The organism is Naasia aerilata, from assembly GCF_030296595.1.
Lineage (GTDB): Bacteria > Actinomycetota > Actinomycetes > Actinomycetales > Microbacteriaceae > Naasia > Naasia aerilata.
Genome location: NZ_AP027731.1, coordinates 562,876 through 586,047, shown reverse-complemented (window position 1 = coordinate 586,047; position 23,172 = coordinate 562,876). Strand labels below are relative to the sequence as shown.

The window sequence follows — 23,172 nt, the reverse complement described above, 5'->3', positions numbered from 1 at the left end:
CTGCCGCTGCAGGATGCCACGTCGGACCGGGCCCGTAATATCGGCCCGTGACCGGCGCCGAGGGCTTCCCCATCGCGGTGCTGGGGCCCGTACTGGCCGCCGGCCGGAACGGACGTGTCGCGGAGCTCTCCGGCGTGCTGGCCAAGCGCCTCCTCGCGGCACTCGCGCTGGCTCCGGGGAACGCCGCGTCCGCCGGGGCGCTGACCGACGCGATCTGGGGCGACGTGCCACCCCGGAACCCGCGGGCGGCCCTGCAGACGCTCGTGTCCCGGATGCGCACGGAGCTCGCGGACGGACTGCTGCTCTCGACGCCCACCGGATACGCCGTGCCGAGCGACGCCGTCGATCTCGTCGCGGCCACGAGGGCGACCGCGGGGTCCGGCGCGGATCCCGTCGAGGTCGCGGCCCGCTGCTCGGCGGCTCTCGCTCTCTGGCGGGGCGCCCCCGGAGGCGATCTTGGAGACGCTCCCGTCGCGGAGGACCTGGCCGAGACGGCGCAGCACGTCGCCGTGGGGCTGCGCCGGGTCCGAGCCGAGGCCTGCATCGAGGCCGGCGATCCGGCATCCGCCCTCGCCGACCTCGCGATCCTCGCCGAGCTGCTGCCCTTCGACGAGCGCGTCCAGCTGCTGCGGCTCCGCGCGCTCGCGGGAAGCGGCCGGCGGACGGAGGCGCTCGCCGCCTTCGCCGCCTATCGCGGCCGCCTCGCTGACGCGCTGGGCACGGACCCGGGGCGGGAGCTGGTGGACGCGCATGCGGCGCTGCTCCAGGACGGGGAGCCGGCACCCGCCTCCCGCATCGGCCTGCGCCATCCCGCGACGCAGCTGCTCGGACGCGAGGACGACGTGGCCGCGGTGCTCGACCTCGTGGCCGCCTCCCGGATCACCACCGTGCTCGGGCCCGGCGGGCTCGGCAAGACGCGGCTCGCGCAGGAGGTCGCCCGCCGGTCGCCCAGTCCGGCCGTCGTGTTCGTCGAACTGGCCGGCGTCCGGGACGAGGCCGACGTGCCGATCGTGGTGGCCTCGACGCTCGGCATCGTCGAGGCCCGGCTCGGGCGCCGCAACCTCCTGGATCCGAGCTCGGGCACGACGCTGAGCGACCGGATCGGCCGGCAGCTGCGCGAGCGTCCCACCCTCCTCGTCCTCGACAACTGCGAGCACCTGGTCGGCGCGGTCGCCGCCTGGACTGCGGAGGCGGTGCAGTCGGTCCCCGACCTCCGCGTGCTCACCACGAGCCGATCGCCGCTCGCGATCGCCGGGGAGCGGGTGTACCCGCTGGAGCCGCTCGCCAGCTCCGGCGAAAGCGGGCCGGCCGTCGACCTCTTCCTGGAGCGTGCCACCGCGGTGCGGCCGTCCGCGGTCCTCGACCGGGCGGCCGTCGTCCGGATCTGCACGCGCCTCGACGGGCTGCCGCTCGCCATCGAGCTCGCGGCCGCCCGCGTCCGCTCGATGTCCGTCGAGGAGATCGAGGAGCGCCTGGGTCAGCGGTTCTCACTGCTCGCCGCGGGCGACCGGACGGCTCCGGAGCGGCACCGGACCCTGCAGGCGGTCATCGAATGGAGCTGGCGCCTGCTCTCGCCCCGCGAGCAGGAGGTGCTGCGCCGGGTCTCGCTCTTCGCGGACGGCTTCTCCGCGGAGGGGGCGGCGGCCGTGGCAGGCGGCGACGCGACCGCTGAGCTCGATGCGCTCGTGCAGCAGTCGCTGCTCCAGGTGCGCGAGGACGCCCCGGGCCGCCACGTGCGGTACCGGATGCTCGAGACGGTGCGGGAGTACGGCGAGCTCGCCCTCGCGGAGACCGGTGACGAGGCAGCCGTCCGGGACGCGCTGCGGGCGTGGGCCACGGCGTTCTGCGAGCAGGCGGCCGCGCTCCTGCGCGCGCCGGACACCGTCGAGGTGATCCGGCGGATCGAGACGGAGCAGGAGAACCTCCTCGCGATCCTGCGCCGCGCCTTCGACGAGCGGGACGGGGCGACCGCTCTGGTCATGTTCGGCGCGCTCGGCACCTTCTGGACGATCCGCGGCGCGCACGACGAGGTGCTGAAGCTGGCCCCCGCTCTGCTGACGGTCGATCGCGACTTCCAGCCCACCGGCGCCGCCCTCGAGTCGGCGGCGGACGGGCTCGTGGTGGCGGGCGCGACGCTGCTCGCCGCGCGAGTCCACGTCGGCCTGCGGCTCCTCGTCCTCCTCCGGCGGATCACCGAGGGGCGGGAGCTCGATCCGCCACTCGCCGGTCGCGTCCGCCTGGCGCTGCTCTCCTCGCGCCGCGAGGCCTTCCTCGAGGAGCTCGCCCGCCAGCGGAGCGACGCGAATCCCGCCATCGCGGCCTTCGCGCTCGTCATCTCCGGTCAGTTCGAGGAGAACGAGGGCAACCTCGCCGCGGCCGTCGAGCACTCGCGGAAGGCCTTCGAGATCGCGGGACGGACCGGGAGCACCTGGGGGCGGGCGATGGCCGCGCAGGCGCTCGCGAATCTGGCCAGCGAGATGAGGCGTCCCGAGGAGGTCCTGCACTGGGCCGCGATCAGCAGGGAGGGGATGGCGGCGATCAGCGCATCCGCCGACCTCGTCCAGATCGACTGGCTCATCGCGCTCGCCCAGATCGGCCTGGGGCGCTTCGGCGACGCCCGCTCCACGCTGCAGTCGCTGCTCCCCGAGCGGGCGGCTGCGGACGGCGACGTGCGGAACGCGGACGCCGAGCTGCGCCTGATGCTCTCCACCGGGCTCGCCGATCTCGCGGGGGAGGAGGGGGACCCTGATGGCGCGCTGGCCCGGTTCGGCTCCGCTCTCTCCCGCGGGGAGGGCCGGGGTGCGCCCTCGAGCCCCTGGCACTACCTGACCGTCGGCGCGTGCCTCGCCCGATCGGTGCTCGCCGGCTACGACCGGTGGTCCGAGGAGGACGCGGCCTGGTTCGCCGACCTGGCCCGCCGGCTGCGATCGCACCTGCTCGCGGAGTCGCGCCTGCGCCCGGGGGTCGTCGATCGCCCGGTGCTCGGCGGTGCGCTCGCCGGGTACGGCACGTGGCTGGCGGGGCGGCCGGGAGCAGCGCCGGCGGAGCGGGTGCGCGGCAGCCGGCTCCTCGCCCTCGGCCGGGTCCTGCATGCGCGTCAGGACGTGGCGAGCCTCGCCCTCGACCGGCTCGAGGCACTGCTGGAGGAGGCCGCACCGGCCGAGTTCGCGGCCGCACGCGAGCAGGCCGCCGCCCTCTCGGTCGAGGAGGCGACGGCCCGCGCGCGGGAGCTGCTCGGCGAGCGGCCCGCCTGACTCAGGCCTTCCGCATGTAGGCGCGCACCGTCATCGGCGCGAACACTGCCACGATCACCGCCGCGCCCAGCAGGGAGATCATCAGGTCGCCGCCCACGGCCCCGTCGTTCACGAGGTCGCGCACCGCCGTCACCAGGTGCGAGACCGGGTTGATGTTCACGAACCACTGCAGCCAGCCCGGCATGGTCTCGACGGGGACGAAGGCGTTCGAGAGGAAGGTGAGCGGGAAGAGCACGAGCATCGAGATCCCCTGGACGCTCGATGCGGTCCGCGCGATGACGCCGAAGAACGCGAAGATCCAGCTGATCGCCCACGAGCAGACGATCACGAGCAGCGCGGCGAGCAGCACCGAGCCGAACCCGCCGCCCGGGCGCAGCCCCATGAGGTAGCCCATCGTGAAGGTGAGCGTCGTCGCGATGGCGTAGCGGATGGTGTCCGCGAGGAGCGCGCCGGCGAGCGGGGCGATGCGCGCGATCGGCAGCGAGCGGAACCGGTCGAACACGCCCTTGTCCATGTCCTCGCGCAACTGCGTGCCGGTCACGATCGAAGTCGTGATGACCGTCTGCACGAGGATGCCGGGGATGATCACGGGCAGGTAGCTCTGCACGTCCCCGGAGATGGCTCCACCGAAGATGTAGGTGAACATCAGGGTGAAGATGATGGGCTGGAGCGTCACGTCGAACAGCTGCTCGGGCGTGCGCCGGATCTTGAGCAGGCCGCGGTAGGCCATCGTGAACGACTGCCGCGCGGTGTCGGCGAAGCTCATCCGCTCGGAAAGGCGGCGGTCGGCGCCGGGGACGATCTGGACGGTGGTCATGCGGGGACTCCTCTGGCTGCGGTTCGGTCTGGGCGGGTGCGCCGGTGATGCTGAGGAACACCTCGTCGAGCGTCGGCTGCTGCACGCTGAACTCCTCGAGGCGGATCCCCTCCCGCCGCAGGGCGAGCAGGAGGTCGGTGACCCGATCCGGGTCCGCCATGGGAGCCGTCACACGCCCGGCCTCCGGCGAGGCGGTCGTGGGGACGTCCAGGACGGCCGCGACCAGGCGCCGGACCTCGGCCGTGTCGGCGGCGTCCGCGACGCGGAGGTGCAGGGAGGAGGTGCCGACCGAGCGCTTCAGCTCGCCCGCCGTCCCCTCGGCGATCACTCGGCCGTGGTCGATGACGGCGATCCGGTCCGCCAGCTGGTCCGCCTCGTCGAGGTACTGCGTGGTGAGGAGCACCGTGGAGCCGGACGCGACGAGGCGCCGGATGGTGTCCCACATCTGCGATCGGGTCCGCGGGTCGAGTCCCGTCGTGGGCTCGTCCAGGAAGATCAGCGGAGGCTGCGCCAGCAGGCTCGCCGCGAGGTCGAGCCGACGCCGCATGCCGCCCGAGAAGTTCTTCAGGGGACGCCGAGCCGCGTCGGTGAGCCCGAACTCCTCGAGGAGCTCCGCGGCTTTGGTGCGCGCCGCGGCCCGGCCGATGCCGAGCAGGCGGGCGAAGATCACCAGGTTCTCGGTCGCCGAGAGCGTCTCGTCGACCGACGCATACTGGCCGGTGACGCCGATCAGCTGCCGCACGATGCCCGCCTCGGAACGGACATCGTGCCCGAAGATCCGGGCGGTGCCGGCGTCGGGACGCAGCAGGGTGGCGAGCATGCTGATCGTCGTGGTCTTGCCGGCCCCGTTGGGGCCCAGGACGCCGTAGACGGTTGCGGCCTGCACCCGCAGGTCCACCCCGTCGACGGCGCGGTTGTCGCCGAAGGTCTTCACGAGCCCGTCGGCCTCGATGGCCCATCCTGTCGCCGTGGTCATGGCGCTCCTTCCGTAGGTCGTGGTCCGAGCATCGGCGCCCCCGCTTTCACCACGCTCACGCGCCGCTCACGCCGACTGTCAACCCTGACCGTGCGGACCCGGCGCTGCTCGCGCGAAGTGGAAGAGTGAAGGCATGACTTCTGCTGTCCCCACCGTCCCCCTCAACAACGGCACCGCCATCCCGCAGCTCGGCTTCGGGGTCTTCCAGGTCGAACCCGAGAAGACGCAGGAGGTGGTCGAGAGCGCCCTGGGCGTCGGCTACCGCCACCTGGACACCGCGGCCGCCTACCGCAACGAGCGCGGCGTGGGCGCCGCGATCGCGGCGTCGGACATCCCGCGCGAGGACCTCTGGGTCACCACGAAGCTCTGGAACGCGAACCACCAGCGCGACAAGGCGCTCGCCGGCTTCGACCGGAGCCTCGACCAGCTCGGTCTCGACTACGTCGACCTCTACCTCATCCACTGGCCGCTGCCGATGTTCGACGAGTACGTCGAGGCGTGGAAGGCGCTCGAGGAGATCGCCGCGAGCGGGCGCGCGAAGACCATCGGAGTGTCGAACTTCCTGCAGCCGCACCTGCAGCGCCTCTTCGACGAGACCGACGTGGTGCCGGCCGTGAACCAGATCGAGCTGCACCCGGAGTTCCAGCAGCGTGAGCTGGTGGAGTTCTCCAAGCAGCACGGCATCGAGATCGAGGCGTGGTCGCCGCTCGCGTCCGGGCAGATGGTCGACCGCGACGAGGTCACGGCGATCGCGGACAAGTACGGCAAGACCGTGGCCCAGGCGACGCTGCGCTGGCACCTCGACGAGGGCCGCATCATCTTCCCGAAGAGCAACAACCCGGGCCGCCAGCGCGAGAACTTCGACATCCTCGACTTCTCGCTGACCCCGGACGAGCTCGCGGTCTTCGACGCGCTCGACTCGGGACGGCGGGTGGGGGCCGACCCCGCCACCGCCGACTTCCGCTGACCGCGACGGCGCGCACGGGCGCGGGGAACGGCGTCGCCACGTACCTCCTCGCCTCCGTGCCGCTCCGGCTGGCCGGCGAGGGCGCGCGGGTGGCGCTCGCGGTCGTGGCCGTGGAGGAGGCCGGCAGCGTCGCGCTCGGCGGCCTGCTCATCGCGGTGCTGCTCGCGCCGACCGTGCTGCTCGCGCCGCTGGCGGGCGTCGCTCTCGACCGCTCGCCCCGGCCGCGCCTCCTCGTTCTCGGAGCGGCGCTGGTCTCCGCCGGAGCGCTCGCCATCGCGGGATTCCTCGGCGTGCTGCCGCTGTGGCTCATCGTGCTCGCGCTGCTTCTTGCCGGATGCTGCTCGCCCGCCTTCCTGGGCGGGCTCAGCAGCTACGTCGCGGACGTGGTCCCCGGCCACGAGCGGGCCTTCGCGAGCGACGCGCTCTCCTACAACATCGCGGGCGTCGCCGGTCCCGCGCTCGCGGCCCTGGCGATGGCGGCCGCGTCGGGGCGCGCCGCGCTGGAGCTCCTCGCCGGCGTCGCCGCCCTGGGTGCCGCGGCCGTCCTGCTGCTGGCCCTGCCCGCGCGTCCCGCTCCTGAGGTGCGCACCTCCGTCGTGGCCGATGTCGCACGCGGAACGCGCCACCTCGTCGGCCACCGTCCGCTCGCGCTGTCCACGCTGTCCGGGACGCTGACCCAGCTCGGAGCGGGCGGGTTCCCGGTCGCCGCGGTCGCCCTCGCCGCCGAGCGAGCCGGATCGGTCGGCGCCGCCGGCTGGGTCGTCGCCGCGTTCTCGATCGGCGGGCTCGCCGGCGCGCTGCTCACGGCGTGGAAGCCGGTCCGCCGGTGGACGGCCCATCGGGTCATGCTCGCGACGTTCACCGCCACCGGCCTCGGCACGATCGTGGCCGCGGTTGTGCCCGGCTTCGCCCTCACCCTCGTCGCGATGGGGATCGCCGGGCTCTTCACCGCACCGGGCGTCGCGGCCATGCTCGTCATCCGGCAGCGCGAGAGCCCTCCGGAGGTGCGCTCCCAGGTCTTCACCGTGGGCTCCGGCCTGCGCGTGTCAGCCGCCGCGGTCGGCGCGGCCCTCGCCGGCGCGATCGCGGGCATCGGCGCCGTCGGACTCACTGCCATCGTCGGAATCGTGTGGATCGCCTCGGCCGCCGTGCTGCTCCTCCCGCTCGCCCCGCGGTCGCGCGCCGCATGACGGCCGCGCGGCTGCCCTGGCCGGCCCTGCTCGCCGTCGGTGTGCTGGGCGGCTTCCTGTCCGGCCTCTTCGGCGTCGGCGGCGGGATCGTCATGGTGCCGCTCCTGGTCGCGCTCGCACGCTTCGACCAGCGGCGTGCGTCGGCGCTCTCGCTCGCCGCCATCGTGCCGGCCTCCGTGGTCGGGACCGTCGGCTACCTGGCCCAGGGCGAGGTGGAGCTGAGTGCCGCGATCGCCCTCGCGCTCGGCGCGATCCCGGGGACGCTCGTGGGCACCCGGATCCTGCGGCAGCTGCGGCTCGCCGTGCTGCGCTGGATGTTCATCGCCCTGCTCGTGCTCGTCGCCCTGCGCCTGGTGCTGGTCGTGCCCGAGCGGGGCGCCGAGGTCGTACTCGACCCTCCGCTCCTGCTCGTCCTCGTCGGAGCCGGCTTCCTCATCGGCATCGCGTCGGGTGTCTTCGGCGTCGGCGGCGGCATCATCATCGTGCCGATCCTCGTGGCCGGGTTCGGGATGGGCGACCTGCTGGCGAAGGGGACCTCGCTGACCGTGATCATCGCGTCGAGTGCGGTGGGCACGGTCTCGAACCTCCGGGCCGGCCTCGTCGATCTCCGGGCGGCCCTGCTCGTCGGCGGTGCCGCCGCCGTGACGTCCCTCGTCGGTGTCGCCTCGGCGTTCCTGCTGCCCGCCCGCGTCTCCGCGATCGCCTTCGCCGTGCTCGTCGTCCTCAGCGCGGCGCAGCTCACGATCCGCGCGCTGCGCGAGAGGCAAGGGGAAGACCGAGGGCGGGAGGCGCGTCTACCGTGGGGGAATGAACCGCCTCGCCGACGCCGTGAGCCCGTATCTGCGCGGCCACGCCGACAACCCCGTCGACTGGTACCCCTGGGGCGAGGAGGCGTTCGCCGAGGCGAAGCGCCGCGACGTGCCGGTCCTCGTGTCGATCGGCTACGCGACGTGCCACTGGTGTCACGTCATGGCCCGCGAGAGCTTCTCGGATCCCCAGCTCGCGCGTGCCCTCAACGAGCGCTTCGTCGCGGTGAAGATCGACCGCGAGGAGCACCCCGACGTCGACTCCACCTACATGGCGGCGGCGTCGGTCTTCACGCCCAACCTCGGCTGGCCGCTCAACGTCTTCACGACTCCCGACGGCCGTGCCTTCTTCGCCGGAACCTACTCGCCGCCGCGTCCCGTCGGCGGGCACCCCTCCTTCCGGCAGGTGCTCGACGCGGTCGACGACGCCTGGCGCGAGCGACGGGACGAGGTCGAGCGGACCGCGGCAGGACTCGCCCAGGCCCTCGTCGAGCCCCTGCCCGCGCCCTCCACCGGCGCCGCCGTCGACTTCGCCCAGGTCGCGCTCGAGCTGCTCTCCTATGAGGACCGCGAGTTCGGCGGATTCGGCGGCGCGCCCAAGTTCCCGGTCGCGCCGGTGCTGCTGCTCGCCCTCCGGCTCGGGCGCTCCGCCGCCCTGGGCGACGACCTGAGGACGGAGACCGCGGCCCTGGCAGCCCGGACCCTCGATGGGATGGCGGCCTCCGGTCTGCGGGACCCCGTCGAAGGCGGCTTCTTCCGCTACGCGACGCGGCGCGACTGGACCGAGCCGCACTACGAGCGGATGCTCTACGACAACGCGCAGCTGCTGCGCGCCTACGCCACCCGGGGCGACGCCGCGACGGCCGACGGGATCGTCGCGTTCCTGCGCGGAGTGCTTCGCCGGGATTCGGGCGCCTTCGGCTCGGCACAGAACTCCGAGAGCTACGTGGACGGGGCGCTGAGCGAGGGGGCTACTACGCGCTGGATGCGGCGGGCCGAGCCGGCCAGCCGCCGCCCGACGTGGACGAGAAGGTGCTCACCGGCTGGAACGGCCTGGCAATCGGTGCGCTCGCGACCGCCGGCCGGCTCCTCGGCCGCCCCGGCTTCGTCGAGCTCGCGGCCGGCGCCGCCGACGCCGTCCTCGGCAGCGCGGTGCAGGACGGCCGGCTCCTGCGCGCGACCCTGGACGGGCGGCCGTCCACGGCATCGGCGACGCTCGAGGACTACGGCATGCTCGCGCGCGGCCTCCTCGAGCTCGCGCTGGCCTCCGGGGAGGTCCGGTACGCCACCGTGGCGCGGGAGCTCACCGACGCGTGCCTCACGGGGGATCGGCAGCGCCCGTTCGCCCCTCCCGGCGGTGCCGACGCCACGCTCTCCCGCCGCGGCCTCGCGCTGCCCGCCGACCCGGGCGAGGGTGCGTACCCGTCGGGCACGAGCGAGCTCGCGGTCGCGGCGCTGCTCCTGCACGAGCTGACGGGCGAGGACCGGTATCGGGCGGCCGCGGAGGACGCCCTAGCGCCGCTCGCATCGGTCGCGGCGTCACGGCCGGTCTCGATGGGCGCCGCGCTCGAGGCCCTGCTCCGGCTCGAGGGAGGCGGGAGCGCCCTCCTGCTCGTCGGGGAGGCCGACGTCGAGCTTGACCGGGAGGCGCGGGGATCCGCGCTTGATGTAGTCGCGAGCGTCACGGACGCCCAGGCGACGGCATTCGCGGACGCCGGCTTCGGCCTGTTCGCGGAGCGCGCCTCCCGCAATGGGCGGGCGCTCGCCTACCTCTGCGAGGGCTTCGTCTGCCGGCTCCCGGTGGACCGGGCGGATAAGCTGCACGACGCCTTGGCGCAGGCGTCCTGAGCGCAGCCGTCCGGCTCCGGCCCGGGGTCGGCCGTGCAGGCGGCACGGGTCAGACCCAGCTGGTCAGCCAGACGTGCGCCTGCCAGAACCAGAACGGCGTCTGCATCCCCGTCCACAGGGGGTAGAAGAACGCGCTGACGAGCACGACCACGACGACGAACGCGGCGGCGATCGCCCGCGCGGGGCGCGCGACCCGCTCGGGTGGCGGCTCGCCGAGCATGCCCGTGAAGGTGCCGAGCACGGCCACGAGCGCGAGCAGCAGATAGGGCTCGAACGCGATGGCGTAGAACTGGAACATCGTGCGGGTCGGGTAGAGGAGCCACGGCAGGTAGCCGGCCGCCACGCCCATCAGGATGAGGCCGTCGCCCGATGCCCGGATCCGCGCGAAGCGATAGACCACGTACAGGGTCGCGGCGACGGCGGCCCACCAGAGGATCGGGTTGGCGATCGACCAGACGATCTCCGAGCAGTAGCCGTACTGGCAGCCGTTCTCGCCGGCCCCGCTGCCGCGGTAGTAGATCTGCGTCGGCCGGGCCAGCAGCGGCCAGAGGATCGCGGGGGTCGCATAGGGGTGGCTGGCGCTGAGCCCGGTGTGGAAGGCGTAGATGCCCGCGTGCCAGTGCCACAGGTTCTGCAGCACGTCGGGGACCCAGGCGAGCAGCCCGGTCCAGCGGGTGCCGCCTCCCGTCGCGATCCAGTTCCGGTCGTAGCCGCCGGAGGTCAGGAACCAGCCGGTGTACGCCGCGAGGTAGGCGGCGAGCGCGGGCGGCACCATGGACGCGAACGTGGCGGGAGCCTGCCGGACGATGGTGGCCGGCAGCCAGCCCGGGAACCCGGCGCGACGCCGGGCGACGGCGTCGGCCAGGACCGAGTACACGGCGAATCCGGCGAGGAAGTAGAGGCCGGACCACTTGACCGCGCAGGTCAGTCCGAATGCGACGCCCGCGGTGAGCAGCCAGGGGCGCCAGGCCAGTGCGGGTCCCCAGCCGCTCGGCGGTGCACCGTTCCGCGCCATGGCGTCCTCCGCCAGCCGCACGTCGCGCTGGCGCCGGTCGAGCAGCATCGCGCCGAACCCGAGGAGCGCGAACAGCATCACGAAGTTGTCGAGCAGCGAGACCCGCGACAGCACGATCGCGTGCCCGTCGACCGCGAAGAGGGCGGCGGCCAGCGTGCCGAGGGTCACGCTGCGGAACAGGGTCGTGCCGATCAGGGCGACGAGGAGCACCGCGAGCGTGCCGGCGACCGCGACCGAGAAGCGCCAGCCGAAGGGATCGGTGGGGCCGAACAGGAGCATCCCGAGTCCGATGAGCCACTTGCCGAGGGGCGGATGCGCGACGTACTCCGCCTCCGAGGTGAACCCCCAGACGTGCCCCGCGTTGAAGGTCGCGTCGTCGAAGCCCTGCGGCCACTTCCCCTCGTAGCCCAGGTTGAGCAGCGTCCACGCGTCCTTGACGTAGAACGTCTCGTCGAACATCAGCGACGAGGGATGCCCGAGCCCCGGAAAGCGGAGCGCCGCGGCGAGGACCGTGACGAGCAGCGGGGCCAGCCAGCGCCACCGGGGGACCCGGTCGAGGAAGGTCGAGAACGGACGGCCCGCCAAGGGGACCGCGGTGCTCAGGTGCCGGGCAGGGGCGATCTGGCTCGACACCGGCCCCATGATAGGGCTCGCCCCTCGGCCCTCCCCGATGGCGTGCTCCCACCGCGGTGCGGGCCTCGCACGCGGGAGGAGCAGACTGGAGGGCGTGATCGTCCTCGCCGCAACGCCCATCGGCAACCTCGGGGACGCCACCACCCGGCTCGTCGAGGCCCTCTCCACGGTCGGCGTCATCGCCGCCGAGGACACCCGGGTGACGCAGCGGCTCCTGGCCGGGCTCGGCGTCGAGCACCGTCCGCGCCTGATCTCGCTCAACGACCACAACGAGCGCGAGCGGATCGGGAGGTGCTCGCGCTCGCGGCGGACGCCGACGTGCTCGTCCTCAGCGATGCGGGGATGCCGACGGTCTCGGACCCCGGCTACCGGCTCGTGACCGCCGCCGTCGAGGCCGGGATCCGGGTCACGGTGCTGCCGGGAGCGTCCGCCGTGCCGACCGCGCTCGCCGTGTCGGGGCTGCCGACCGACCGGTTCGCCTTCGAGGGGTTCCCGCCCCGGAAGCCGGCCGAGCGCCGGGCGCTGCTCCGGGACCTCGCGCGCGAGCCGCGCACGCTCGTGTTCTTCGAGTCGCCGCAGCGCGTCGCCGACTTCCTGAGCGACCTGGCCGCCGAGTTCGGGGACGACCGCCGCGTTGCGGTGTGCCGCGAGCTGACGAAGCTGCACGAGGAGGTCGTCCGCGGCCCCGCCGCGGAGGTCGCGCGCTGGGCGGCCGGCGGCGTGCGCGGCGAGGTCGTGGTCGTCGTGGAGGGGGCTGCGCCCGTCACGGTGACCGCGAGCGAGGCGCTCGAGCAGGTCCAGGCGCTCGTCGCCGCCGGCAGCCGCCTGCGGGACGCGTCCGCCGAGGTGGCCGAGGCGACGGGGCTCTCCCGCCGCGAGCTCTACGAGGCGGCGCTCCGCACGCGCGGCTGAGGTGGCGCGGGCGCTGCGGCATCACGCGGGTCGTGCGGACATCCGACATCCCGCTGCCGGGCGTGGAACGTCCGCAACACCCGCGCGAGCGCGCTCCCTCGGCGCGTAACGCCGCCGAGGCGCCCGGACCGCCCCGCCTAGGATTGTCGGCATGTCTTCCGGCGCGTCCTTCTACATCACCACGCCGATCTTCTACCCGAGCGATGTGCCCCACATCGGCCACGGCTACACCGAGGTCGCGGCCGACGTGCTCGCGCGCTGGCACCGCCAGTCCGGCGACGACACCTGGCTGCTGACCGGCACCGATGAGCACGGCCAGAAGATGCTCCGCACGGCGAGCGCCAACGACATGACCCCGCGGGAGTGGGCGGACCGGCTCGTCGAGAGCTCCTGGCTGCCGCTGCTCGACACGCTCGACATCGCCAACGACGACTTCATCCGCACCACGCAGGAGCGGCACGAGACGAGCGCCGCGGCCTTCCTGCAGAAGCTCTACGACACCGGGTTCATCTACACCGGCGACTACGAGGGGTTCTACTGCGTGGGCTGCGAGGAGTACAAGCAGCCGAGCGAGCTCGTCGACGGCACCGGGCCGTTCGAGGGGCAGCGGGTGTGCGCCATCCACTCCAAGCCGGTCGAGCTGCTCCACGAGCGCAACTACTTCTTCCGGATGAGCGAGTTCCAGGACCGCCTGCTCGCCCTGTACGAGGAGCGGCCCGACTTCGTGCAGCCGGAGAGCGCCCGCAACGAGGTCGTCTCGTTCGTCCGGCAGGGGCTCGCGGACCTGTCGATCTCCCGGTCGAGCTTCGACTGGGGCATCCAGATCCCGTGGGACCCGCAGCACGTCGTGTACGTGTGGTTCGACGCGCTCCTCAACTACATCACCGCGATCGGCTACGGCCAGGATGAGGCCAACTTCGCGCGCCGATGGCCCGGCATCCAGCTCGTGGGCAAGGACATCCTCCGGTTTCACGCGGTCATCTGGCCCGCGATGCTCCTCGCCGCGGGCCTCGAGGTGCCGAAGCACGTGTTCGCCCACGGCTGGCTGCTCGTCGGCGGGGAGAAGATGTCGAAGTCCAAGCTGACCGGCATCGCGCCCAACCAGATCACCGACGTCTTCGGCTCCGACGCGTTCCGCTACTACTTCATGCGCGCCATCACGTTCGGCCAGGACGGCTCCTTCAGCTGGGAGGATCTGGCGGCCCGGTACCAGGCCGAGCTCGCGAACGGCTTCGGCAACCTCGCGTCGCGCGTGATCGCGATGATCACGCGCTACTTCGTTGGCGTCGTGCCCGAGCAGGGCGCCCCGCAGCCGGCGGACGAGGCGATCTCGGCCGTGGTGGCGAAGGCTGCGGCCGAGGCGGATGCGGCCATCGATCGGTTCGCGATCCACGAGGCGATCGGCGCCCTCTGGACGGTGGTGGAGGAGCTCAACGGCTACATCACCGAGCAGCAGCCGTGGGTGATCGCGAAGGACCCGGAGCAGCGCGAGCGGCTCGGCACCGTCCTCTACACGACCGCGGAGGGCCTCCGCGCGCTCGCGGTGCTGCTGTCGCCGGTGATCCCCGAGGCGACTCGGAAGCTGTGGAGCGCCCTCGGTGCGGAGCAGTCCCTCGGGGTGCTGCAGGCCCAGCCGCTGCGCTCGGCGGGGGAGTGGGGCCAGCTGCCCGCGGGTGCCACCGTCTCCCCGCTCGAGGCGCTCTTCCCGCGCATCGAGCCCGACGCGACGGCGGGAGCGACGCGATGAGCGACGCCTCCAGCTCCGAGCCGTCCAGCTACGTCCGCAAGCGGGACACGACCGAGGTCAACGGGACCACGCGCGACCTCACCTATCCGCCGCTGCCCGAGGCGCTCACCGTCCCGGTCTACGACAACCACACCCACCTCGAGATCGCCGACGGAGAGAATCCGATCGACTACCTCGAGCACCTCGACCGCGCGTCGAGCGTCGGCGTGCGGGGCGTCATCCAGGTCGGCGGCGATCTCGAGACCAGCCGCTGGTCGGCGGAGGTCGCGGCCAACGAGCCGCGGATGCTCGCCGCCGTCGCGCTGCATCCGAACGAGGCGCCCCGGTACGCCGCCGCGGGCCAGCTGCAGAGTGCGCTGGAGGAGATCGCGGAGCTCGCGACGCGCCCCCGGGTGCGTGCCATCGGCGAGACCGGGCTCGACTTCTTCCGCACCGGCGAGGAGGGCCGGGCCGCCCAGTACGAGAGCTTCGAGGCCCACATCGAGATCGCGAAGCGGAACGGCCTCGCGCTGCAGATCCACGATCGGGACGCGCACGACGAGGTCGTCCGGACGCTGAGACGGGTGGGTGCGCCCGAGCACACGGTGTTCCACTGCTTCTCCGGCGGGACCGAGCTGGCGCGGACCTGCGCCGACAACGGCTGGTACACCTCGTTCTCGGGCAACATCACGTTCAAGAACGCGGAGCCGCTGCGCGAAGCGCTCGAGCTCATGCCGCGCGCGCTGCTGCTCGTCGAGACGGACGCCCCGTTCCTGACGCCGACGCCGTTCCGCGGCCGGCCCAACGCGCCCTACCTCATCCCGCACACGCTGCGGGCCATGGCGGCCCGGCTCGGCACCGACGTGTCGATGCTCGCCGCTCAGATCTCCTCGAACACGGAGCTCGTCTACGGCTCGTGGCAGTCGGAGCCGCCGGTGCCCGACGAGGACGCGCCGACCCCGAGCGCCCTGGCATGACCGATCCTCGGCCCGCCCTGCTCGGACCGGCCGAGATCCGCGCGCTGGCCGGCCGGCTCGGCATCCAGCCCACGAAGAAGCTCGGGCAGAACTTCGTCCTCGACCCGAACACCGTGCGCCGCATCGTCCGCACAGCGGGCGTCGAGGCGGGGGAGACGGTGGTCGAGGTCGGACCGGGGCTCGGCTCGCTGACGCTCGGGCTGCTCGAGGCCGGAGCGCGGGTCGTGGCGGTCGAGATCGACGGGCGCCTCGCCGAGGAGCTGCCCCGCACCGTGGCCGACATCGGCGGCCCGGACGCCTCGGCGCGCCTCGAGGTCGTGCATGCGGACGCCCTGCGCGTGACGGAGCTGCCCGAGCCGGTGCGTCTCGTCGCCAACCTGCCGTACAACGTGTCCGTGCCGGTCCTGCTGCACTTCCTCGAGACGTTCCCGAGCATCCGCTCCGGCGTCGTCATGGTGCAGGCCGAGGTCGGGGAGCGCATCGCCGCCGGACCAGGCTCGAAGGCGTACGGCGGTCCGAGCGTCAAGGCGGCCTGGTACGGCGCCTTCCGCGTGGCCGGGCAGGTCAGCCGGTCCGTGTTCTGGCCCGTCCCGAACGTCGACTCGGTGCTGGTCGCGTTCACCCGGCACGAGGCGGAGCCGGACTCCGCGAAGGTCCGCGCCGCCACCTTCCGGCTCGTCGACGCGGCGTTCGGGCAGCGGCGGAAAACCCTCCGGCAGTCCCTCTCCGGGGTCCTCGGCTGCCCCGACGAGGCAGGGCGCATCCTCACGGCGGCGGGCGTCGATCCGTCCGACCGGGGCGAGCGCCTGGTGGTGGACGACTTCCTCCGGATCGCCCATGCCGCGGCCGGCTGAGCGCGCACCCGCGTCGGCGCACTGTGCGCGGGCGTTCCGGGACGGGCGTTAGGTTGGAGCAATGACCACGTCGGCCTCGCCCGTGCATGTGCGGGCCCCGGGCAAGATCAACGTGTTCATGCGCGTGGGCAGCCTCCAGGAGGACGGCTACCACGAGGTCGCGACCGCCTACCAGGCCGTCTCGCTCCTGGAGGAGGTGCGCGCGCACGCGGCGCCGGACTTCTCGGTGACCTTCGACGGGCCCGTCGACTGCTCGTCGCTCGCCGTCGACGGCAGCAACATCGCGATCAAGGCGGCGCGGATGCTGGCCCGCAAGACCGGCTACCGGGGCGGGGTCCGGCTCGAGATCACGAAGCGCGTGCCCATCGCGGGCGGCATGGGGGGCGGCTCCGCGGATGCCGCGGCCACGCTCCTCGCCTGCGACGCGCTCTGGGGCACCGAGCTGAGCCGTGAGGAGCTGCACGCGCTCGCGGCGCGCCTCGGCGCCGACGTGCCGTTCGCGCTCACCGGCGGCACCGCCATCGGGACGGGACGCGGCGACCAGCTGAGCCCCGCCCTCGCCAAGGGGCAGTTCCACTGGGTGCTCGCCCTCGCCGACTACGGCATGAGCACGCCCCGCGTGTACCAGGAGCTGGACCGGCACCGCGAGCGGCATGCCCTCGACATCTTCCCGGCGAGCCCGCAGCCCTTCGTCGATGCCGCGGTGCTGCAGGCCCTGCGCGCCGGCGACCCGCACATGCTCGCCGAGACGCTGCACAACGACCTGCAGGCGCCGGCGCTCCTGCTGTCTCCCGCGCTCGCGGGCGTCCTCGAGCTCGGCGAGCGCAACGGCGCGCTCGCGGGCATCGTCTCCGGGTCCGGGCCCACCATCGCGTTCCTCGCGCCGGACCTCGACGGCGCCATCTCGCTGCAGATCGCGCTCTCCGCTGCCCGCCTGCACGTCCTGCGCGTGACAGGCCCCTACTCGGGCGCGCGCGTCCTCTCCGACTGACGCCCGGGCCGCGGCCCTTCCCGCGCGTGTCGCAACCGTGCGGACGTGTCGCATCGGTGCGCGGTTGCGACACGTCCGGACGGTTGCAGTCGCCCGGTGAGCTGACCCGGCGCGTCCGCTCGCCGCGGACCCGGGCGAGCACCGGCCCGCGGGCGGCTAGCGTTGGAGCAGTGGCACACCTCCTCGGCGCCGAACGGCTGCACCTCGAGTACCCGACTCGCGTGGTCTTCGACGAGATCACGGTCGGGATCGCCGACGGCGACCGCATCGGGATCGTCGGCCGCAACGGCGACGGCAAGTCCTCGCTGCTCAAGATGCTCGCGGGGGAGCTGACCCCAGACGGCGGACGCGTGACCCGCCGGGGCGGCGTGAGCGTCGGCGTGCTCACTCAGCGCGACGCGTTCGGCGACGCCAGGACGGTGTCCGAGGTGATCGTCGGCGACACCCCCGAGCACGTCTGGGCGGGAGACCCGCGGATCCGGGACGTCGTCGCCGGCCTGGTCGCGGACGTCGCCTGGGACACCTCCCTCGCGGAGCTGAGCGGCGGTCAGCGGCGGCGGGTGTCGCTCGCCGCACTGCTCGTCGGCGACTGGGACGTCCTCCTCCTCGACGAGCCCACCAACCACCTCGACGTGGAGGGGATCGCCTGGCTCGCCGCGCACCTCCGCTCCCGCTGGGCGGCGACGAGCGGGGCGCTCGCCGTCGTGACCCACGACCGGTGGTTCCTCGACGAGGTGTGCACGATGACGTGGGAGGTGCACGACCGCATCGTGGAGCCCTTCGAGGGCGGCTACGCGGCGTACGTGCTGCAGCGGGTGGAGCGCGACCGGATGGCCGCGGCATCCGAGTCGAAGCGGCAGAACCTGATGCGCAAGGAGCTCGCGTGGCTGCGCCGCGGAGCGCCCGCGCGCACGTCCAAGCCGCGCTTCCGCATCGACGCCGCCAACCAGCTCATCGAGAACGAGCCGCCCATCCGCGACTCGGTGAGCCTCGCCCGAATGGCGACCTCACGCCTCGGCAAGGACGTCGTCGATCTCGAACACGTGTCCTTCCGCTACGCCGAGGAGGGGCGCGACATCCTCCAGGACGTGGAGTGGCGCATCGCTCCGGGGAGCGCACGGGCATCCTCGGTGCCAACGGTGCGGGCAAGAGCACCCTCCTGCGCCTGGTGGACGGCTCGCTCGCGCCCACCGCGGGACGGGTCAAGCGGGGAAGACCGTGAAGCTCGCCGAGCTCACCCAGCAGCTGGACGAGCTCGACGAGGTCGCCGACGACCGGGTCAGCGACGTCGTCGGACGGCTCCGGACCGGCTACGTCACCGGATCCGGGTCCTCCGCCGTGGAGCTCACGCCCGGCCAGCTGCTCGAGCGCCTCGGGTTCACGAGCGCGCAGCTGTCCACAGCCGTGCGCGACCTCTCCGGCGGGCAGAAGCGCCGGCTGCAGCTGCTGCTCATCCTCCTCGAGGAGCCGAACGTGCTCATCCTCGACGAGCCCACCAACGACCTCGACACCGACATGCTCGCCGCGATGGAGGACCTCCTCGACACCTGGCCCGGCACCCTCCTCGTCGTCTCCCACGATCGCTACCTGCTCGAGCGCGTCACCGACCAGCAGTACGCGGTGCTGGAGGGGCGGATGCGGCACCTGCCCCGCGGCGTCGACGAGTACCTCGAGCTGCGTCGGGCCCAGGACCGCGCCGCCGTGTCCCGCGCCTCTTCGGCGGCGGCGTCCACGTCCGCGGCGACGGCCGCCGCCGCATCCTCCGCCGGGGAGTTGAGCGGCTCCGAGCGCCGTGCCGCTGAGAAGGAGCTGTCGTCCATCGACCGGCGCCTGGAGCGGATCACCACCGAGCGGGACGAGCTGCACACCGAGTTCGCGCTCCACGACCAGGCCGACTACGCCGGGCTGCTGCGCCTGCAGGAGCGGATGCAGGAGCTCGACGAGCGTGAGTCGGAGCTCGAGACCCGGTGGCTGGAGCTCGGCGAGCAGCTCGGCTGACGTCGCCCTCAGCGCGGCCCTAGCCTCCCCATAGCCCGCCCATAGCTTCCGCTCCTACCGTCGCGACGGCTCGGAAGGAGACGCGGTGGCGCGGACGGCGGACGCAGAGGTGCAGGCGGGGTTCTCGAAGAAGGACCGGAAGGCCTTCGCCCGGGAGCAGGCGCGCATCCGCCGCGAGCTCGAGCGGAAGCGCCGGCGCCGCAACCGCATCCTCGGCTGGACAGGCTTCGCGCTGGGCCTCGTGGCCGCTCTCGCCGTCGCGGCCCTCATCGTCGTCGCCACCGTCCGCGCCGGGCTCGTCGGGCCGCTCAACATGCGCAGCGACGGCGTGCTGCTGAACGGCGACGGCTCGACCGTCACGCCGGTCGCCACCTCGGCGCTCCAGCCCGACCAGAAGCCGGTCGCGACCGACGCCGACTACACGAAGGTGCTCGCCGTCGTCCTCTACGTCGACTACGGCAGCGCGAAAGCCGCCACCTTCGCCCAGGCGAACGAGAGCCAGCTCGAGTCCCTCGTGAAGGCGGGCTACGCGAGCCTCGAGATCCACCCCGTCGCGCTCCTCAGCTCGAAGAACGGCGGCTACTCCACCCGCGCGGCGAATGCGCTGGCCTGTGTCGCCGACCACGACCTCGCCGCAGTCGCCGCCGTGCACAGCGCGCTCCTCGCCGCCCAGTCGACCGCCGGCAAGGACGGACTCAGCAACGACGAGCTCGTCGCACTGGTCGACAAGGCGGGAGCGACCACCGACGCCGACAGGGTCGCCGACTGCATCCGCGGCGGCCGTTTCGACGCGTTCGTCTCGGACGCCACGACACGGGCGAAGGCGGCCACGGTCGCGGGCGCCGGCCTCCCGACGATCCCGACGGTCGTCGTAGACGGCAAGCCGTATTCGGGCGCCTTGGACGACGCGTCCGCCTTCGAGACGTTCGCGACCACGACGGCTGCTGCGGCGGCCGGGGTGGATGCCGGCAGTGACGGCTCGGCGACCGACGGCTCCGCAACCGAGGGGACCACGACCGGCGGCACCGGCGCCACCGGCGCCGCCGGCTGAGGCTTCAGGCGCCGTCGAAGGAGTGGCTGAGCCTGCGCAGCAGCGCAGCGACACGCTCCTGGTCGGCGCGGGGGAGGCCCTCCAGCAGCTCCACCTCCGCGGCGAGGAGGCGCTCGATGGCGGAGTCGACCCGGGCGCGTCCCTCGTCCGTCATGACGACGAGCACGCCGCGGCCGTCGCCCGGATCGATCCGCCGCTCGACCAGGGACCGCTCGACGAGGCGGTCGATGCGGTTGCTCATGGTCCCGGAGGAGACGCCGGTCATCTGCAGCAGCGCCTTCGGGCTGAGCTGGTGCGGCGCGCCGGATCGCCGGAGCGGCGACAGGACGTCGAACTCCCACGGCTCGAGCCCCGCTGTCGCGAACGCGGCCTTGCGCGCCCGCTCGAGGCGGCGGGCGAGGCGGGTGACCCGGGACAGCACCTGCAGGGGAGCGAAGTCGAGCTCGGGTCGCTCGCGCTCCCAGGCGGCGACGATGCGGTCGACCTCGTCGCTGTCCGGCATGCCCCCATTATTCCGGCCAGCCCCGGCCCCGCGTCGGAGGCCGACTTGCCGAAAAGTCCCGCTATCCGCGCCTCATAGCGGGATTTTTCGGCAAGTCGCCCGCGTGACAGTGCGTCGGGACCGGTCGGGCGCCGTCTGGCAGACTTGACCTGCTCTCCGGAGCGGTCCGCCTTGGTGTAACGGCAGCACGACAGTCTTTGGATCTGTTAGGACCAGGTTCGAATCCTGGGGGCGGAGCGTCGAGCGTCTCCGCTCGTTCCGGGGTGGAGACGCACACGCGCCGACGACAGGATGGCGGCATGCGGATCCTGCACCTCGCGCCGGCATCGCTCTGGAGCCGAGCCGTGGAGACGGGCGGCTACCGCGGTTCCAGCCGGAACCAGAGCCTCGAAGAGGTCGGTTTCGTGCACGCCTCCACGGCCCGGCAGCTCCCCGATGTCCTCGCCGGTCTGTATGCCGACACCCCTCTGGACGACCAGGTCGTGCTGGTCATCGACGTCCCGACCTGCGACTCGGCCGGCTCTTCCGTGCGCTGGGAGGTGCCCGCTGACTCTGCGCAGCTCTTTCCGCACATCTACGGCCCCGTCCCCGTGTCGGCGGTGGTCGCCGTCCTCCCGATCTCCCGACAGGCAGACGGAAGGATCGTGATGCCCAGCCTCGCCGGACTGCGCGTCCTCGACGACCCTCCCGCGCCCTGACGGTGGGATTGCCGCCTGCGGACGTCGGGGCATCGAATCTCCGCGCTGCGAGCTGGTTGCCGTCCCTGCTCAGCCGCGGGATATCCACAGCAGAGTCGCGGCGAGGGTCCCCACGCCGACGACCATCGCGGCGATGAACCAGGGCACCGCGGGCGGCGCCCAGCGCTGCTGTCCCCAGCCGTGATAGCGGACCGTCTTCACCATTGACACCACCAGCAGCGCCGTCATCGCGAGTCCGCCGAGGATCGCCGGCAGCAGCCACGGCGGCAGGTGGATCACCATGACCCGGATCACCGGAGCGCGTCGATCGTCGCCAGTGGCACCACGCCGTCGAGGTTCCGGGCGAGCTCCGCATCGAGCGTGACGAAGGCGTCACCCTGCAGCTCGGTGAGGGCGACGTACTCCGCCGTGTAGGTGGACGCCCACCCGAGCCGATCTGCGACGTCCCAGGCGCGGCGGCGCAGGACGGAGTCCCCGAGCAGGCGGATCTTGAGCTCACCGGCCCGCGCCAGGCGCCTCCGCCCCTCCTCCCTCGACAGCTCGCCCCGCTGCACCGCCTCGTGCAGGGCGGCCAGGATCTGCGAGCGCACGAGCGCGGGGGCGAGCAGCCGGTGCGCGGCCGACACCTCCGCCTCCTCGGCGGCGAGAGCCAGGACGACTCCCGCATCCACGACGAACTTGGTCACGGCGCCCCCTCACCGCGCTCGGCGGTGCGCTCGCGCAGGAGGAGCCGTCGACTCGCGCACGATCAGCTCGGCCGGAAGCACCAGGTGCTCCTGGCGCAGGCCGGTCTCCACCCGGCGGCGGATCATGTCGAAGGCGCGCTCGCCGAGTGCGGCGAAGTCGAAGCGGACCGTCGTGAGAGGCGGCGCGAAGAACCGCGCCTCCGGCATGTCGTCGACACCGACCACGGAGATGTCGTGCGGCACCGAGATCCCTCGGCGTCGCGCCGCAGCGAGGAACCCGAGGGCCAGCTCGTCGTTCCCGCAGAAGACCGCGGAGACGTCGCGGAGATCGTGCGCCAGGCCCGCCTCGTAGCCGGCTGCCGAGTTCCACTCGCCGCCGACGATGATGGGGGCCACGGGCAGGGAGACCGCGGCCAGTGCGTCCTCGTAGGCGCGCTGGCGCTCCCGGGACTCGTCGCTGTCGGCAGGGCCGGACAGGTAGGCGATGCGCCGGTGGCCGAGCTGCAGCAGGTGCTGCATGGCCAGCATCCCCGCTTCGTAGGAGTCCGCCCCCGCGGAGTCCTGGAGCTGCAGCGGGCGCCCGGCGATGATCACCACCGGCACCTCCTCGCGGACCGTCTCGCCGAGGATCCTGCCGAAGTCGCCGTATCGCGCGGTGACGACGATGCCGTCGACCTGCATCGACAGCATGCGCTCGAGTGCCCGCGCGACCTCCGGGTCGTGGTCGGCGGAGTCGCTGACATGGGCGGTGATCAGCGTGCTGTCGGTCGCCTGCGCGCGGGCGCTCATGCCTGCGAGCGTCTGTGCGGCGCCGTAGTTCATGACGCCCGCGCTGAGCAGGCCGATGGTGTCCGTGCGCGCGATGTGCAGAGAGCGCGCGATCCGATTGGGGCGGTAGCCGAGCTCCTCGATCGCCGCCTGGATCCGGACCCGCGTCTCGTCGTGGACGTAGCCCTTGCCGGTGAGGAAGCGCGATACGGTCTGCGCCGACACCCCCGCGAGCCGGCCCACATCGCTCATGCGGGGGCGTGCGGGAGGAGGGGCGGCTGCGCCCGTCGTCATCGTCCGCACCGTGGGGGCGCCATGGTGGGTCACGATACCGCACCGGGCGTTATGGCCCGCAGGCCGCGTGCTGCCTCGCCAGACGGCCCGGAGAGCGTGAGAGCGTGACCAGGCCGACGCCCTCCTCTGCCGACAGCTCCTAAGCGATCGATAACTCACGGCGCGATCAGGTACTTCGTGGACGTTCTTTACGAGATTTCGAGCAGTAG

17 protein-coding genes, 1 tRNA gene and 4 pseudogenes are annotated in these 23,172 nt (G+C 73.0%); 15 read left to right on the top strand and 7 right to left on the bottom strand.

What is annotated here, in order from left to right:
• The first annotated feature begins 47 nt into the window (after positions 1-47).
• Complete coding sequence (locus tag QUE51_RS03160) at positions 48-3,254, top strand: ATP-binding protein (RefSeq protein ID WP_286278158.1); 3,207 nt, start codon at positions 48-50, stop codon at positions 3,252-3,254.
• 1 nt (position 3,255) lies between these two features.
• Here QUE51_RS03160 and QUE51_RS03155 read toward each other — a convergent pair whose 3' ends face one another.
• Positions 3,256-4,071 carry an ABC transporter permease gene (locus tag QUE51_RS03155; protein WP_286278157.1) on the bottom strand — a complete coding sequence of 272 codons (816 nt, stop codon included), beginning with the start codon at positions 4,069-4,071 and terminating at the stop codon, positions 3,256-3,258.
• Positions 4,070-5,047 (bottom strand): annotated as a pseudogene (locus QUE51_RS03150) (ATP-binding cassette domain-containing protein); the annotation flags it as partial. The gene QUE51_RS03155 and the pseudogene QUE51_RS03150, both read right to left, overlap by 2 nt.
• A gap of 133 nt (positions 5,048-5,180) precedes the next feature.
• On the opposite strand from QUE51_RS03150, the gene QUE51_RS03145 reads away from it, so the two are divergent.
• The 5 genes and pseudogenes from QUE51_RS03145 to QUE51_RS17770 all read left to right on the top strand — a co-directional run bounded on the left by QUE51_RS03145 (position 5,181) and on the right by QUE51_RS17770 (position 9,858).
• Entirely contained in the window at positions 5,181-6,014 is an 834-nt protein-coding gene (locus tag QUE51_RS03145; protein ID WP_286278156.1) for an aldo/keto reductase, read from the top strand.
• Between the two features lie 56 nt (positions 6,015-6,070).
• Positions 6,071-7,204 (top strand): MFS transporter, encoded by a 1,134-nt coding sequence (locus QUE51_RS03140; RefSeq protein ID WP_286278155.1) that lies wholly within the window; start codon positions 6,071-6,073, stop codon positions 7,202-7,204.
• Positions 7,201-7,950: pseudogene (locus QUE51_RS03135) on the top strand (sulfite exporter TauE/SafE family protein); the annotation flags it as partial. The gene QUE51_RS03140 and the pseudogene QUE51_RS03135, both read left to right, overlap by 4 nt.
• Positions 7,951-8,011: 61 nt before the next feature.
• Positions 8,012-9,484 (top strand): thioredoxin domain-containing protein, encoded by a 1,473-nt coding sequence (locus QUE51_RS03130; protein ID WP_350226712.1) that lies wholly within the window; start codon positions 8,012-8,014, stop codon positions 9,482-9,484.
• An 80-nt stretch (positions 9,485-9,564) separates the two neighbouring features.
• A complete protein-coding gene (locus QUE51_RS17770; protein ID WP_350226711.1) occupies positions 9,565-9,858 on the top strand; it encodes a hypothetical protein in 294 nt (97 codons plus the stop codon).
• 49 nt (positions 9,859-9,907) lie between these two features.
• Here the strand turns inward: QUE51_RS17770 and QUE51_RS03125 are convergent, their stop codons facing one another.
• Positions 9,908-11,506 (bottom strand): dolichyl-phosphate-mannose--protein mannosyltransferase, encoded by a 1,599-nt coding sequence (locus tag QUE51_RS03125; protein ID WP_286278154.1) that lies wholly within the window; start codon positions 11,504-11,506, stop codon positions 9,908-9,910.
• A 94-nt stretch (positions 11,507-11,600) separates the two neighbouring features.
• On the opposite strand from QUE51_RS03125, the pseudogene rsmI reads away from it, so the two are divergent.
• The 7 genes and pseudogenes from rsmI (at position 11,601) to QUE51_RS03090 (ending at position 20,015) form a co-directional block, all read left to right on the top strand.
• Positions 11,601-12,418 (top strand): annotated as a pseudogene (rsmI, locus tag QUE51_RS03120) (16S rRNA (cytidine(1402)-2'-O)-methyltransferase).
• Positions 12,419-12,569: 151 nt separating this feature from the next.
• Positions 12,570-14,165, top strand: coding sequence for a methionine--tRNA ligase (gene metG / locus QUE51_RS03115; RefSeq protein ID WP_286278152.1), 1,596 nt, complete (start codon positions 12,570-12,572; stop codon positions 14,163-14,165).
• Positions 14,162-15,121 (top strand): TatD family hydrolase, encoded by a 960-nt coding sequence (locus QUE51_RS03110; protein WP_286278150.1) that lies wholly within the window; start codon positions 14,162-14,164, stop codon positions 15,119-15,121. Before metG ends, QUE51_RS03110 begins: the two co-directional genes overlap by 4 nt.
• Positions 15,118-15,975 (top strand): 16S rRNA (adenine(1518)-N(6)/adenine(1519)-N(6))-dimethyltransferase RsmA, encoded by an 858-nt coding sequence (rsmA, locus tag QUE51_RS03105; protein WP_286278148.1) that lies wholly within the window; start codon positions 15,118-15,120, stop codon positions 15,973-15,975. Before QUE51_RS03110 ends, rsmA begins: the two co-directional genes overlap by 4 nt.
• A gap of 61 nt (positions 15,976-16,036) precedes the next feature.
• Positions 16,037-16,966, top strand: a complete 930-nt coding sequence (locus tag QUE51_RS03100) for a 4-(cytidine 5'-diphospho)-2-C-methyl-D-erythritol kinase (protein ID WP_286278146.1) — start codon at positions 16,037-16,039, stop codon at positions 16,964-16,966.
• A gap of 170 nt (positions 16,967-17,136) precedes the next feature.
• Positions 17,137-18,964 (top strand): annotated as a pseudogene (locus tag QUE51_RS03095) (ABC-F family ATP-binding cassette domain-containing protein).
• A gap of 85 nt (positions 18,965-19,049) precedes the next feature.
• A complete protein-coding gene (locus QUE51_RS03090) occupies positions 19,050-20,015 on the top strand; it encodes a DsbA family protein (RefSeq protein ID WP_286278145.1) in 966 nt (321 codons plus the stop codon).
• 4 nt (positions 20,016-20,019) lie between these two features.
• Here the strand turns inward: QUE51_RS03090 and QUE51_RS03085 are convergent, their stop codons facing one another.
• Positions 20,020-20,517 (bottom strand): MarR family winged helix-turn-helix transcriptional regulator, encoded by a 498-nt coding sequence (locus tag QUE51_RS03085; protein ID WP_286278144.1) that lies wholly within the window; start codon positions 20,515-20,517, stop codon positions 20,020-20,022.
• A gap of 165 nt (positions 20,518-20,682) precedes the next feature.
• Here QUE51_RS03085 and QUE51_RS03080 point away from each other — a divergent pair.
• Positions 20,683-20,754: transfer RNA gene (locus QUE51_RS03080), tRNA-Gln, on the top strand.
• Positions 20,755-20,816: 62 nt separating this feature from the next.
• The gene (locus QUE51_RS03075) at positions 20,817-21,215 is read left to right on the top strand and encodes a DUF952 domain-containing protein (protein WP_286278143.1); all 399 of its coding nucleotides are present in this window, start codon (positions 20,817-20,819) and stop codon (positions 21,213-21,215) included.
• A 69-nt stretch (positions 21,216-21,284) separates the two neighbouring features.
• Here QUE51_RS03075 and QUE51_RS03070 read toward each other — a convergent pair whose 3' ends face one another.
• The 3 genes from QUE51_RS03070 to QUE51_RS03060 are packed head-to-tail and all read right to left on the bottom strand — an operon-like array spanning position 21,285 to position 22,963.
• A complete protein-coding gene (locus QUE51_RS03070) occupies positions 21,285-21,509 on the bottom strand; it encodes a hypothetical protein (RefSeq protein WP_286278142.1) in 225 nt (74 codons plus the stop codon).
• Positions 21,506-21,901 carry a type II toxin-antitoxin system VapC family toxin gene (locus QUE51_RS03065; RefSeq protein ID WP_286278141.1) on the bottom strand — a complete coding sequence of 132 codons (396 nt, stop codon included), beginning with the start codon at positions 21,899-21,901 and terminating at the stop codon, positions 21,506-21,508. The genes QUE51_RS03070 and QUE51_RS03065 overlap by 4 nt, the downstream gene beginning before the upstream one ends.
• Before the next feature lie 9 nt (positions 21,902-21,910).
• Positions 21,911-22,963: a LacI family DNA-binding transcriptional regulator gene (locus tag QUE51_RS03060; protein ID WP_286278140.1), complete on the bottom strand. Its 1,053-nt coding sequence runs from the start codon at positions 22,961-22,963 to the stop codon at positions 21,911-21,913.
• Positions 22,964-23,172: the final 209 nt, after the last annotated feature.

Bases quoted from the DNA above. Each gene is read 5' to 3' on its own strand.
- QUE51_RS03155 (WP_286278157.1), bottom strand. From the start codon at position 4,071: ATGACCACCGTCCAGATCGTCCCCGGCGCCGACCGCCGCCTTTCCGAG.
- QUE51_RS03145 (WP_286278156.1), top strand. From the start codon at position 5,181: ATGACTTCTGCTGTCCCCACCGTCCCCCTCAACAACGGCACCGCCATC.
- QUE51_RS03130 (WP_350226712.1), top strand. From the start codon at position 8,012: ATGAACCGCCTCGCCGACGCCGTGAGCCCGTATCTGCGCGGCCACGCC.
- QUE51_RS17770 (WP_350226711.1), top strand. From the start codon at position 9,565: ATGGGCGCCGCGCTCGAGGCCCTGCTCCGGCTCGAGGGAGGCGGGAGC.
- metG (WP_286278152.1), top strand. From the start codon at position 12,570: ATGTCTTCCGGCGCGTCCTTCTACATCACCACGCCGATCTTCTACCCG.
- QUE51_RS03110 (WP_286278150.1), top strand. From the start codon at position 14,162: ATGAGCGACGCCTCCAGCTCCGAGCCGTCCAGCTACGTCCGCAAGCGG.
- rsmA (WP_286278148.1), top strand. From the start codon at position 15,118: ATGACCGATCCTCGGCCCGCCCTGCTCGGACCGGCCGAGATCCGCGCG.
- QUE51_RS03100 (WP_286278146.1), top strand. From the start codon at position 16,037: ATGACCACGTCGGCCTCGCCCGTGCATGTGCGGGCCCCGGGCAAGATC.
- QUE51_RS03085 (WP_286278144.1), bottom strand. From the start codon at position 20,517: ATGCCGGACAGCGACGAGGTCGACCGCATCGTCGCCGCCTGGGAGCGC.
- QUE51_RS03075 (WP_286278143.1), top strand. From the start codon at position 20,817: ATGCGGATCCTGCACCTCGCGCCGGCATCGCTCTGGAGCCGAGCCGTG.
- QUE51_RS03060 (WP_286278140.1), bottom strand. From the start codon at position 22,963: ATGACGACGGGCGCAGCCGCCCCTCCTCCCGCACGCCCCCGCATGAGC.